This window comes from Nocardiopsis coralliicola (genome assembly GCF_054779695.1).
Genome location: NZ_BAAGXT010000004.1, coordinates 24209 through 37035 on the forward strand (window position 1 = coordinate 24209; position 12827 = coordinate 37035).

The 12827-nt window shown below is 72.9% G+C and carries 9 protein-coding genes; 8 read left to right on the forward strand and 1 reads right to left on the reverse strand.

The window, feature by feature from the left end; all coding sequences use genetic code 11:
* Positions 1-4: 4 nt before the first annotated feature.
* Positions 5-3952: a type VII secretion protein EccCa gene (eccCa, locus tag ACYVGT_RS04675; protein ID WP_460855156.1), complete on the reverse strand. Its 3948-nt coding sequence runs from the start codon at positions 3950-3952 to the stop codon at positions 5-7.
* Positions 3953-4324: 372 nt separating this feature from the next.
* On the opposite strand from eccCa, the gene eccD reads away from it, so the two are divergent.
* The 8 genes from eccD (at position 4325) to ACYVGT_RS04715 (ending at position 12823) form a co-directional block, all read left to right on the forward strand.
* Complete coding sequence (gene eccD, locus ACYVGT_RS04680) at positions 4325-5725, forward strand: type VII secretion integral membrane protein EccD (protein ID WP_460855157.1); 1401 nt, start codon at positions 4325-4327, stop codon at positions 5723-5725.
* A 28-nt stretch (positions 5726-5753) separates the two neighbouring features.
* Entirely contained in the window at positions 5754-7214 is a 1461-nt protein-coding gene (gene eccB / locus ACYVGT_RS04685) for a type VII secretion protein EccB (protein WP_460855158.1), read from the forward strand.
* A 26-nt stretch (positions 7215-7240) separates the two neighbouring features.
* Positions 7241-7567 (forward strand): WXG100 family type VII secretion target, encoded by a 327-nt coding sequence (locus ACYVGT_RS04690; RefSeq protein WP_460855159.1) that lies wholly within the window; start codon positions 7241-7243, stop codon positions 7565-7567.
* A gap of 45 nt (positions 7568-7612) precedes the next feature.
* Positions 7613-7915, forward strand: a complete 303-nt coding sequence (locus ACYVGT_RS04695) for a WXG100 family type VII secretion target (protein WP_460855160.1) — start codon at positions 7613-7615, stop codon at positions 7913-7915.
* Positions 7916-8049: 134 nt separating this feature from the next.
* The gene (locus ACYVGT_RS04700) at positions 8050-8448 is read left to right on the forward strand and encodes a hypothetical protein (protein WP_460855161.1); all 399 of its coding nucleotides are present in this window, start codon (positions 8050-8052) and stop codon (positions 8446-8448) included.
* Between the two features lie 62 nt (positions 8449-8510).
* A complete protein-coding gene (locus ACYVGT_RS04705; protein ID WP_460855162.1) occupies positions 8511-11300 on the forward strand; it encodes a hypothetical protein in 2790 nt (929 codons plus the stop codon).
* Entirely contained in the window at positions 11221-11526 is a 306-nt protein-coding gene (locus ACYVGT_RS04710; protein WP_460855325.1) for a YbaB/EbfC family nucleoid-associated protein, read from the forward strand. Before ACYVGT_RS04705 ends, ACYVGT_RS04710 begins: the two co-directional genes overlap by 80 nt.
* A gap of 73 nt (positions 11527-11599) precedes the next feature.
* Complete coding sequence (locus tag ACYVGT_RS04715; RefSeq protein WP_460855163.1) at positions 11600-12823, forward strand: hypothetical protein; 1224 nt, start codon at positions 11600-11602, stop codon at positions 12821-12823.
* Positions 12824-12827 lie beyond the last annotated feature (4 nt).

A 12827-nucleotide genomic window follows, 5' to 3' on the forward strand; every position in this document is an offset into this window, starting at 1 on the left:
CCGCTCAGCTGCGGTCGGCCTCCTCCTCGGTGCCGGGGTCCAGCGCCAGCTGGACCTTGACCGGGTCGCGGCGGTCGAAGCGCAGCGCCCGCCCCGGAGGCAGCCGCTCGGGCCGCAGCGACCCGAACAGCACGCCCTCTGAAGGCGGGACGGACAGCACCATGCTGGGCGTGTTGGAGTCGATCAGCATCCGCAGCGCCGGGTCGCCCATGGCGCGGCTGATCCCGCCGGCGCCGCGCGCCAGGATCAGGTGGAAGCCGATGTCGGCGCCCTGGGGCAGCATGTCCATCACCGGGGCCAGCGGGCCGCCGCCACCCGCGCCCAGCAGGTCGTAGTCGTCGATGACCACGAACAGCTCCGGCCCGGTCCACCAGGACCGGTTGCGCAGCTCCTCGGGCGTGACCTCGGGGCCGGGCAGGCGCGGCTTGAGTGCCTGGGCGGCGGCCCCCATCATCTCCCGCGCGCTCTCACCGGTCACCGCATAGCCCAGGCGCATCTCCTCGGGGATGGCGTCGAACAGGCTGCGCCGCGGGTCCACCACGACCACGCGGGCCTGGGAGGCGTCGTAGCGCTCCCGGATGGTCCGCGTGACCAGGCGCAGCAGGTTGGTCTTGCCGGACTCGGTGTCGCCGACGACCAGCAGGTGCGGCAGCGCCGAGAAGTCGTGCCACAGCGGCTCCAGCCGCCGCTCCTCCAGGCCGAGCGCGATCTTGGGGCCGTCCTGGGCGGGCGGCAGGTCGGCGGCCGGCAGCGACAGCGGCAGCAGCCGCACCGGGGGAGCGGGCGGGCCGTCCCAGGCGGCCTTCACCGCCTCCACCACCCCGGCCACCGACGCCTCGGGCGACTCCTCCAGGTGCGGCAGCGCGGTCAGGAAGTGCTTGTACTCCGCGGTCATGCCGCGGCCCGGCACCCGCGGCACCTTCTCGGCCTGGCGCATGTTGATCGCGGAGTCCACGGCGTCGCCGAGCCGCAGCTCGAACCGGGTGATCAGCAGGTCGCGCAGGCTGGACTGCACGTCGGCCCAGCGCGGCGAGGCGACGATCAGGTGGATGCCGTAGTTGAGTCCGCGCTGGGCGAGCTGCACGATCTCGGGGATCATGTCGAGCATGTCCGAGCGCACCGTCGCCCAGCCGTCGATCACCAGGAACACGTCGCCGTAGGGCTCGTCGCCGAACTCGCCGGCCGCCCGGCGGCGGCGGTAGGCCGCCATCGAGTCGAGTCCGTGGTCGGCGAAGAACCGCTCCCGGCGGGCCAGCAGCCCGGTGACCTCGGCGACCGTGCGGGTGATCCGCTCGGTGTCGATACGCCCGCAGATGCCGCCCACGTGCGGCAGGTCGGCGACGCCGCGCAGCGTTCCGCCGCCGAAGTCGAGCAGGTAGAACTGCACCTGCGCCGGCGTGTTGGTGAGCGCCAGCGCGGTGATCATCGACACCAGCAGGGTGCTCTTGCCGCTCTGCGGCCCGCCGATGACCGCGGTGTGCCCGCCGGCGCCGCGCAGGTCGGCGGTGAGCGGCGTGCGCAGCTGCTCGAACGGCCGGTCCACCAGGCCCAGCGGCACCGACAGGGTCTCCTCGGCACCCCAGGCCGGCAGCGGCCCCGCCCCCTGGCCCTGCAGCATCGCCGCCACGGTGGGGGCCTCGTCCAGCGGCGGCAGCCACACCCGCCGCGCGGGCGGGCCGGCCGTGCCGACCGTCTCCAGCGCCGCCGCCAGCAGCGTGGTGGTCTCCTCCTCTTCGGCGGGTTCGGGCTCCACCGGCTCTGCCGGAGCCGGCGGGCCCGCCACGTAGCCGGGCAGGAACGGCGCGATCTCACCGGCGGCCACCGTGGTGCGCACCGGGCGCCGCTTGGCCCGGTAGGGGCCGGAGACGTAGGCGGCCTTGAAGCGGACCAGCTCGTCGGTATCGGGCTTGAGGTAGCCCGACCCGGGTGACGAGGGCAGCTGGTGGGCGTCGGGGACGCCGAGTACGCCGCGGCTCTCCATCGCCGAGAAGGTGCGCAGCGCGATCCGGTAGGAGAGGTGGCTCTCCAGCTGGTGCATGCGCCCTTCATCGAGCCGCTGGGAGGCCAGCAGCAGGTGCACGCCCAGGCTTCGGCCCAGCCGGCCGATCATCACGAACAGGTCCATGAAGTCGCGGTGGGCGGCCAGCAGCTCGCTGAACTCGTCGACGACGACGAACAGGGTCGGCATCGGCTCCAGCTGCGCTCCGCCGCGGCGCGCCTTCTCGTACTCGTGCACCGAGCTGTAGTTGCCCGTGGCGCGCAGGAACTCCTGGCGGCGGACCAGCTCGCCGTGGACGGCGTCCTGCATCCGCTCCACCAGCGCGGTCTCGTCGGCGAGGTTGGTGATCAGTGCCGAGGTGTGGTTGAGCTGGTCCAGGCCGATGAAGGTGGCGCCGCCCTTGAAGTCCACCAGCACGAAGTTGAGCGTCTCCGAGGAGTGGGTGAGCGCCAGCGACAGCACAAGGGTGCGCAGCAGCTCGCTCTTGCCCGATCCGGTGGCGCCGATCAGCATGCCGTGCGGCCCCATGCCGCCCAGCGCCGACTCCTTCAGGTCGAGTTCCAGCGGCGCCCCGGTGGACGCGATGCCGATGGGCACCCGCAGCCGCGTCTCCGGCCGCTCGCGCTCCCACTCGCGCAGCGGGTCCCAGGTGTGCAGGTTGGGGATGTCCAGCAAGGTGGTGAGGTCGAAGTCGGTGGTCAGCGGCTCCACCACGTCGGCCGCCACGCTCACCCGGTAGGGGGCGAGCAGGCGCGCCAGCGAGCGGGCCCGCACCAGGTCCAGGCGGTCGGGCCGGCCGATGGAGGAGAAGACCTCCTTGCCGGTGCGGTCGAGGTCGCCCATCTCCACCGCCTCGTCCGACATCCGCAGCATGAGGGTGTAGGGGGCGCCGTCCCAGGGCCGCTCGACCCCCACTTCAATCACGATCGCGTTACGGAACCCGCCGCTGAGGAGCCGGGAGCCTTGCGGAACCGCCCCGCCGTCTACGATGATCACCGTGAACGGCTCATCACAACCGGTCACCGCCTGGGGGTCGAATCGGGGGCGGTCCGCAAACTCGGGCCCGATCAGCCGTTCCAGTTCCATTGCGTCGGAGGCGAACATCCGCACGGCCCCGGCGCCGTCCGTGTCGGACGGGTGCAGGCAATGCGGGAGCCATTTCATCCATTCCCAGTCGGCCATTCGCTCGTCGTTCACGCACGCGGCGACCCGCAATTCGTCCGGCGCGTGAAAAACTGTGATTTGAGCGAGGATCGCGCGCACCATTGAACGCGCCGCCTCGGTGTCGCCGCTCAGCCCCACATGGGCGAAGCCGCGCAGGTACAGCGAGACCGGCAGGTCGGGCACCGCAGCGTAGGCGTTGATGAAGCGGCGCAGCGCATGGGCGCTCAGCGGCTCCAGGTCCTCCACCGGCTTGGTGGACAGCGGTGCGATGCGGCTCTGCAGCGGCTGCTCGCCCACCGCCAGCCGGACCTCGGCGAAGTCGTCGTGGGAGCCGCGGCGCTCCCACAGCCGGCTGGTGCGCACCAGCGACCACAGGGCCTCCGGGGCCGGGCCGTTCCAGGAGCGGGCCTCGCGCTGGGCCACCACGATCTCCCGCACGCGGCCGCGCATCTGGCTCAGGTAGCGCAGGTAGTCCCGGCGGTCGCCGGAGAGCCGCCGCCCGCGCTCGATGCGGGTGCGCAGGATCTGGCCGCCCACCATCGCCACGGCGCCGACCATCATCATGCCGCCCGCGACGAAGGGCATCGCGGTGCCCATCGTGCCCGCTCCGGGCCGCATGAACATCATCACCATCGCCAGCGAGCTCATCGCCATGGGCAGGTACATGAACACGCCCGAGATGCTGCTCTCCTGCTCGGGCAGCACCGGCGGCTCCTGCAGCGACAGCTCCCCGTCGGGGGGCTCGGGCCCCGACCGGCGCGCCGGCCTGCGGACGAGGATGGTGCTCATCAGCCTCTTCCTCCTGTTGCGCCCTGCCCCGGACCTCCGCAGACGCCGCCCGGAACCGCAGCGCGGAATGGCGCCGTGCTCATGTGAGCACCCCCGGGACAATTGCTCAAACGAGCGCGGCGGCAGAACGGCGCTCGGTTTCGCGAGCGGCGCCGACGGGTGCTCAAATGAGCACCGGCAGGCTGGGGTAGAGTTCTCCAAATCGTCATGACCGTTATTTCGGAAGCGGTGCTAATCTAACCCAGCATTTCGCAATCCGATGCGCCGCCCCGGACGGGGTGAACCGCCACGGAATGGCGCGCCGCGGCAATGCCCCAGCACGTTTCCCGGGGCCGGACCGCCCCGCATCCACTTGTCGCACGAGGAGTACCGATGTCGGACGTCGTCGCGGCGGACCTGTGCCGCCTGGCCGTCCGAGCGCCCACCACCACCTTCGAGATCGCCGTCCCCCGCGACGTTCCACTGGCCGAGGTGCTGCCGACCTTCCTGCTCTACGCCGAGCGGGAGGACGAGGACCTCGACGAGGAGGGGATCGACCACGGCGGCTGGGTACTCCAGCGGCTGGGCTCCGAGCCCTTGGAGGAATCGGAGACGGTGGAGACGCTCGGCCTCACCGACGGGGAGACGCTCTTCCTGCGTGCGCGCTCAGAGCAGATGCCGCCGATCCACTTCGACGACCTGGTGGACGGTGTCGCGACCTCGCTGGCCGACCGCGCCGACCCGTGGGGGGCCATCGCGGTCCGCCGGGCGCTGACCGCGACCGCCTCGGTCGGCTTTGCCGGCGCCCTCGCGCTCCTCGCGCTGATGGGCCCGCACTGGATCGCGGGGACCACCGCCGCCGCGACGGCGCTGCTGCTGCTCCTGGCCGCCGGGGCCGCCTCCCGCGCCTTCGACGCACCGGTCGCCGGCGCCACCACCGGCGCCGCCGCCGTGCTGTTCATGGCGCTGGCCGGGGCGTCCCTGCCCGGCGGCGAGCCCGGCAGCAGCACCCTCGTCGGCGCGCAGATGCTCTCCGCCGCCTCCGCCGGCACCGGCGCGGCCATCCTCGCCATCGCCGCCGTCGCGGCCTGCCTGCCCTTCTTCACCGCGATCACGGGAACCCTGGTCTTCGCGGCCGCCGCCGGAGCGCTGCTGATGTTCTGGGAGGCCGCCCCGCCGGCCGGTGCCGCCGTATCCGCGGCGGCACTGGCGCTCCTGCTCAGCTCCTTCGCCCCGGCGATCGCCTTCCGGATGGCGGGGATGCGCCTGCCCCCGCTGCCCGACGGCCCCGAGCAGCTCGGCGAGTACATCGACCCCCACCCCGCACGCGAGGTGACCGAGCGCAGCCGCCGCGCCGACCACTACCAGGGCGCGTGGCTGGCGGTCGGCGGCGCCGTATGCGCGGCGGCCCTGACCGTCCTCGCCGCCCACCCGGGCTGGCTCTCCTCCTCCGCCGGCGTGTGCATCGCGGTCATCCTGCTGCTCCAGGCGCGCGGGCTCAGCGGAGTCTGGCACCGCGTCTGCCTGATCGTGCCGGGCGTCTACGGGCCCGCCGCGCTCGCGGTGGGCGCCGGGATCCTCTCCGGCGACACCGCCCGCCTGGTGCTGTTCGGCCTGCTCCTCATCGCCGCGCTCGGCCTGCTGATGGCGGCCTGGTCCATCCCGGGCAACCGGCCGATCCCGCACTGGGGCCGCGCCGGGGAGCTGCTGCAGAGCCTGGCGGCGATGGTGCTGGTCTGCCTGGTGCCCGCCAACCTGGGCGTCCTGGCCCTGCTGCGGGGGATCGGCGGATGAGCGCTCACCGAACGGGCGGGGTGCACTGATGCAGACCCGCCGCGACCAGGTCCAGGCGCACTCGTTCATGGTGCGCCGCCTCTCCACCGCGATGGCCGCCGCCGACCCCAACGCCGTCGAGGCGCCCCTGCGGCGCACCCGCAACTTCACGCTGGTGGGGCTGATCCTCGCCGTCCTGCTGTGCATCGGCTTCCTCGTGTTCGGGCTGATCTTCCCCGGGGGTGCGACCAGTTGGCGCACCGAGGGCACCGTCGTCGCGGTCAAGGGCGGCGCCGGGCGCTTCGTGTACTCCGAGGGCGCGCTGTGGCCGGTGGCCAACCAGACGTCGGCGCTGCTGCTCTCCGAGGGCACTCCGCCCACCCAGGTCGCCGCCGACTCCCTGGAGGGCACCCCGGTGGGCACCCCGCTGGGCATCGCCGGGGCGCCCGACTCCCTGCCGTCGGCCGAGCCCGAGGGCACGCTCACCTGGCAGGTCTGCGCGACCGCGGTGGACACCGGGCAGGGCAACGGCCCCGAACCCCTGACCTCGCTCACCCTCGGCCGCTCCGCCGCGGGCAGCCCCCTGGGCGACGGCGAAGCAGTCCTGGTCGAAGGCCCCGGCGGCGGCCACCACCTGCTGTGGGGCGGAACCCGCATGCGGCTGGACACCGACGCCGGCGCCCTGGAGTCGCTGGGCTACGGCACTGCCGCGGCCCACCCCGCCTCGGCGGCCCTGCTGGAGGCGGTCCCGCCCGGCCCGGAGCTGACCCCGCCCGAGATCGCCGGCCGCGGCGACCGCGGCCCGGCGCTGGCGGACGGCGCCACCCGCATCGGACAGGTCTTCTCCGTCCCCGGCGAGGACGGCGGCGCGGCGCAGTACTACGTCCTCACCGAGGACGGGCTCGCCCCCACCGACAGCACCGTCGCCCGGCTCCTGCTGGGTGACCCGCGCACCGCCCGCGACGCCTATGCCGGCGCCGACCCCGAGCCCGCGGAGCTCTCGGTGGCGGAGGTGCGCGCCAACCTGGCCGAGGACGACGCCCGGGTCGGCGAGGAAGGCACGCCGCAGGCGCCGCCGCAGCTGGCCGAGCCGCAGGGCGCCGCGGTGTGCGCCGTCGAGCAGGGGCAGGGCGCGCCGGTCTTCGCGCTGATGCCCCCGGCCGAGATCGGCGGACGCGCCGCCCGGCCGCCGTCCGGCACCACGGCCGCCTGCAGCGCCCCCGACCTCGTCGACATCCCCGCCGGCGAGGGCGGCATCGTGCGCGCCGTCCCGGCCGGCGGATCGGCGCTGAGCGCCGCCTACTTCCTGGTGACCGACGCCGGAGCCAAGTACCCGCTGCCCGACTCGGCTGCTGCCGAGTCGCTCGGGTACTCGGTGGGCGCGGCGTCCGAGGCCGCCACGCCGCTGCTCGACCTGCTGCCCACCGGCCCCGAACTGTCCCCCCAGGCCGCGTCCGAGCCCGCGGGCACGCCCGAGGAACCGGGCGAGCCATCCTGCCCCAGCCCCTGACAAGCGAGAGCCAAAGGAGAAGCCCCATGTCGATGATGCGCAGTACCGACCAGGCGATGCGGACGGGCCGCGACGCCATGGAGACCGCGCACACCACGTGCAACGGCGTCTACACCTCCGTGGACTCTGTCCGCGATCTACTCGGCGGCAACTGGCAGGGCGGCGCCGCGAGCCAGTACGACACCGCGCTGGTCAAGTGGCTCGAAGAGCTGCGCCTGATCACCAACGACATGAACGACATGATCGGAATCCTCGGCGGCACCGAGCGCAACTTCCACTCTATGGAAGACGAGAACATGGTCAGCGCCAACTGGATCAAGGACCTGAACCCGAACCAGTCCAGCCCCGCCTGACGACGCCCCGGAACGCGGACCCACACAGAGAGAGGAACCGCTGCCATGAGCATCGACGGATTCGAGATCAAGTACGGCGGCGCCGACAGCGCCGGGCTCGACCTGCGCCGCCAGACCGAAGTCGTCTCCCAGGCCATCGATGAGCTGGACGCCAAGGTGCGCACCGTGAAAGCCGACTGGGTCGGTGAGGCGTCCGAGGAGTACGACCGGCGCCTGACCGACTGGCGCAAGAACGTCGACGACATGCGCACCCTGCTGAACAACGCACAGGTCTCGCTGGACGACATCACCGACCGCTACCGGCGCGGCGATCTCCAGGAAGCCGGGAACTGGCAGGGCCGCCGCTAGGGCCATTCCGCGCAGCACACACGCGTCCGCCGCGGCCTGCACGCGTGGCGCGGCCCCGATTGGGCCGCGCCACGCACCACCGGGCCGGCGCGGCACCGGTACAGGACCAGAACACATCACGGAAGGGACGGGCCGTGGGGGAGAAGACCAAGGTCACGCTGGAAGAGCTGGAGAAGTTCGGCAACCAGATCGAGGCGATCCGCAAGGACGTCTCCGCACTGAAGACCCGGTCAGACGAGCACTACGGCGGAGACGACATCAGCATCCCGCTGGGCAACGCCGCGTTCCTTCCCCAGGCATCCATGCTCTCCAAGGAGGTGGCCGGCGTGCTGACCCAGTTCAGCACCTCGATCACCGACCTGGAAAAGCGCCTGACCGGCATCGTCACCGGCATCCGGAACAGCAAGGCGGAGTTCAGCGACCTGGAGGCGGACGCCGAACTCAGCGCCCAGCAGGTCGCCAAGATCATGAGCACCGGCGCCACCCCCGGGTCGGGGGGCGGCGGGCCGGACAGCTCCTCCGGCCAGACCTGACCCGCGCCGCCCCGCACCGCTGAACGACCCCGCCCCCGCCCACCGTGCCGTGAGGAGTGCCCGTGTCCGACGAGGAGAAGATCGACTTCGAGGCGGGCTCAGATCCGGACCTGCCGGAGAAGGCCCCGGACGACAAGTCCGACACGGAGATGGCGCACGGCATCAACATGTTCGCCGACCCCGACGGGGAGGACTCCAGCGGAGGCTCTGCGCCGGCCATGGCCACCGCCCAGGCGGTCTACGACAGCACGTGGATCAGCGAGTACTTCTGGGGCAAGAACAACCCGCACAGCGCCGACGAGTGGTTCGGGTTCGACGAGAGCACCGACGACGCCGAACTGCTCGGCGAATACCAGTGGGGGTTCGGCGCCAACTACTCCGGGCTCTACATCCACGATGCGATCCGGGAAGTCTCCGAGGGCGAGGGAAAAGACAGCTCGCAGACCGTGTGGGGCAAGTTCTACCAGAACGGACTGGCCATCCTGAGCGGCGCCTCGGAGCCGTCCGGCACCGAGAGCTTCAAACGGTCCGTGCTCGACCGCATCGCCGACGACCTCCTGCACTTCCGCAAGGAGTCCAACTCCATCGGCGAGCAGCTGTTCTCCGACAACGCGAACTTCAAGCCGGGCAACGAGAAGTTCGAGGGTGAGGCCGCGAAGGTCCTCGCCGAGATCGTCGAGGGCGTCTCGAAGGAGTTCACCAACCTCGCGACCTACGTCGACCCCGCCATCACCTCGGTCGAGGACGCGACCGAGGCGTCGCGCTCCTACATCCAGGCGGTCATCTCCGCGTGGAACAACTGGATCGCCAGCTCCGACATGTCGCCCCGGATGGCCCTGCGCAACTGGTGGGAAGAGCACCGCAGCACGGTGACCCGCGAAAACGGCACCATCCACATCAACGGCATGCCCACCGACCAGGCGTCGACGTGGCAGACGATCGAGAAGGACGTCAAAGACCGCTGGTGGGCCAATATGGAGGACCTGCGCTCGGCGGCCGGCGGACGCTCGACTGTCGAGTCCAAGTACACCGCCGGCGCGGAGAACATCCTCCCGTTCATCCCGGTCAACACCCAGGGCGGCGGCGATGACAGCGGCAGCGGCGGGGACAGCGGGGGCGATGGCGGTAACAACGGCGGCGGCGACTTCGACATCGAGAAGTACCTGGACAACCTCTTCGGCGGCGGCGACGGAGACAACGGGGGCAGCGGCGGTAACAACGGCGGCGGCGACTTCGACATCGAGAAGTACCTGGACAACCTCTTCGGCGGCGGCGACAACAGCGGCTCCGGAGAGAACAGCGGCGGGGGCGGAGAGAACAACGGCGGCGGAGGCGGCAACGGCCCCAACGGCGACAACCGCACCCCCGAGCAGATCGTCGAGGACTACCTCAACAACCAGGAACCGGACAGCAGCGCAGACGAGGGAGGCGGTCCCGGCGGCCCCGGAGCGCAGATCCCCGAAGGGGAAGGGTCCCTCGGCGGCGGTGGCGGCGGCGACGGCCCGAACGGCCCACCGGGGCAGGGGCCGGGCGGTGGCGGCGGTCTCAACGGCGGCCCGGGCCAGGGCGGTGACGGCCCGCCGTCTTCCTCCGGAGAGGGATCCCTCGGCGGAGGCGGCGCGTTCGTGCCGCCCCCGGTCGGCGCCGGCGGTGGCGCCGGCGGCGGATCGGGCGGTGGCGCCACCGGCGGCCGCGGCCGGGACCGCGAGGGCGGCCCCGGCGGCTCGCCGCTCCCCGAGGGCGCGGGCAACCTTCCCGACGGCAGCGGCTCCGCCCCCGAAGGGAGCGGGCGGATGCCCGACGGAGGCGGTGACCTCCAGTCCTCCTCCGGCGACGGCTCCACCGGCGAAGAACAGAACAGGGCGCTCATCCCGCCGCCGCCCAGCCAGGTCCCGACCGGGTCCGATCTGGACGGCCTGGGCAACAGCGGATCGGGCAGCGGCAACCTGTCCTCCTCGGGCGACTCCGGCGGCCCGGGCGAGAACGGGGCGCGGGACATCCCGTTGCCCGGAGGCTCGTCGGGCTCAGGCGACCTGGACGGTTCCAGCGGGTCGGGGAACGGCGAGTCCCGCGACGGCGGATCCGGCGACCTGAACCTGCCGCGCGGCCTCGACCCGTCCGATTTCGGCGGCTCCGGCGGCTATCCCACGCCCGAATCGGGCGGATCGGAGTTCCCCGGCTCCGGCGGTGGGTCGAGCGACCGGCCCTCCGTCCCCCCGCCCCCGCTCTCGTCGAGCGGCGGCGGGAGCGGTTCCTTCGATCCCGGCGCCGACCGGGTCGAAATGAAGGCGAGCGAAGGCTCCGGGGCGGTCGGTCCCGACGCCGGCGCCGGCGCAGGCAGCGGCGGAGCCGGCGGCCAGGACACCGGCCCCGGGGGAACCAGTGCGCTGGGCGCCTACGGCGGCGGCCCCGGCGCAGCCGGCGGCGAAGGGCAGGGCGGCGGACAGGGCCAGGGGGGCGGCCAGGGCTCCGCGGGCCAAGGCGGCGCCGGCGGGTCGCCGGGCATGCCGATGGCGCCGATGATGCCGCCGGGCGGCGGCGCCGGCGGAGGAGCCGGCGGCGGCCAGGAGCGCAGCCGCAGCACCTGGCTGGCTGAGGACGAGAAGGTCTGGGGGACCTCGGCGCGCGGCGGCCCCGCGTCCCTGGGCCGCCCCGGGACGGTACGCGACAAGGGAGTGGTCGGCAGTGGACATGTCCTTCCAGGGGCGGATGGAGAGGTCCCTCGAACAGCTGCGCACGACACAGGAGCGCCTGGCACGGGCAAGCGCAAGCCTGGAGTCGGTTACCGCCGAAGCGGTGTCGAAGGATCGGATGGTCAGCGCGACGGTGAACGCCAGAGGAGAGATCGCTGAGCTGCGCTTCCACACCGACAAGTACCGGTCGATGGCGCCGGCCGAACTCGCCGCGGCCGTCACCGAGGTCGTCGAGCGCGCCCGCCGCGATGTGGCCCGCCAGGTCACCGACTCCATGAGCGGGCTTGTCCCCGGCGACACTGCGGCCCGCGAGCAGGCCGCGGCCGGCGACCCGACGGCACTGCTGGAGGAGCTGGGACTGGGCAAGGTCGACCCGCCCCGCTGAGCAAGCCGGCCGCAGCCCCGGGCCCCAGCGCCTCTACCCGAACCACCGCACCCAGATCAGGAGGACACCCACCATGACGGACCGGATCTCCGGCGGCGGATCGGGCTCAGGGGGCGGCAACCGCGGCGACCGGATCTCGGTCGCTCCGGACGCCATCGACCGCGACAGCGTGCACATCGACGACCTCGCCGACGAGGTGAGTCGGCTCGAAACGTGGCACAACGACGGCTGCGACGCCCTGGGCAAGTGCTGGGGCGAGGGCGACGAGGTCGCGAAGTCCTTCGAAGAGAACTACCTGCCGATGAAAGCGCAGCTCGACAGCTACTTCTCCGCGCTGACGGCGGCGTTCACCAAGGTCGCGCGGGAGACCCGGGAGATGTCGGCCAACTTCCGGCGCGACGACGACGCGGCCCAGGACGACGGGCGGGCCCTCACCGCGCGGATGGAGGCGGCGCTGGCGCCGCAGCAGCCCGCCACGGCCGCCTACCGACTTGAGCCGATGCAGCAGGCGCAGACCAAGCGGATGCTGCTGCCATACCGCCAGGAAGAGGAGACCACCGCCGACAACGTTCCCCAAGAATGGGCAGCACGGCGCACCGAGGCCGAGCCCGTCACCGACCGCGGCCGTGAGCCGCAGCAGCTCCAGCCGATGCAGGCGGCGCGCATCAGCTACGCCGGCGACGCCACCCGGGACCTCACACCGCTCGAGGGCACGGTCCCGGCGGAGCCCGCGCACCTGCTTGTCCCGCGGGAGCCGGGGGAGCAGGCCGAGACCGCCCAGCGCGTACCCGCCGAACCGGTGGACGCCGGGGTGGAGCCGGCCCGGGAGGGCGTCGTGTCCGAGCCGCTGCGGGCCGCCGAGTCCACCCACGTCACGGCGCGGGTGCCCGCGGAGGAGGCCGGGCACACGCACTGGTCCCCGGCGCTGGAGCCCGTCGACCCGGGTGTCCCGGCCCAGAACGCCGGATACGCGCTGCAGCCCGCGGAGCCGTGGCAGGCGGCACGCACCCCTGCCGAGCCGGCGGACTTCGGCGTCGAGCCGGGCCGGGACGGGGTGGTCTCGGAGCCGCTCCGCCCGATGGAGCCGGTGATGCCGCGGGAGTCCGTCCCCATGGAACCGTTCACCGAGCCGGTGGACGCCGGGGTTGAGCCCGCCTGGGAAGGCGCCGTCTCCGAGCCGATGCGCAACGAAATGGGCGAAGTCCTTCCCAGCGTGCTGCCCGCCGAGCCGGCAGAATACGGCGTCGCGCCCCTGTCCGACACCGAGGGCCGGGCTCCCGGCGACGGGAGGGTGTAACCCG

What these genes read in the sequence shown, in the direction of transcription:
- eccCa (WP_460855156.1), bottom strand. Translation starts at nt 3,952, where the DNA reads ATGAGCACCATCCTCGTCCGCAGGCCGGCGCGCCGGTCGGGGCCCGAG.
- eccD (WP_460855157.1), top strand. Translation starts at nt 4,325, where the DNA reads ATGTCGGACGTCGTCGCGGCGGACCTGTGCCGCCTGGCCGTCCGAGCG.
- ACYVGT_RS04690 (WP_460855159.1), top strand. Translation starts at nt 7,241, where the DNA reads ATGTCGATGATGCGCAGTACCGACCAGGCGATGCGGACGGGCCGCGAC.
- ACYVGT_RS04715 (WP_460855163.1), top strand. Translation starts at nt 11,600, where the DNA reads ATGACGGACCGGATCTCCGGCGGCGGATCGGGCTCAGGGGGCGGCAAC.
- ACYVGT_RS04695 (WP_460855160.1), top strand. Translation starts at nt 7,613, where the DNA reads ATGAGCATCGACGGATTCGAGATCAAGTACGGCGGCGCCGACAGCGCC.
- eccB (WP_460855158.1), top strand. Translation starts at nt 5,754, where the DNA reads ATGCAGACCCGCCGCGACCAGGTCCAGGCGCACTCGTTCATGGTGCGC.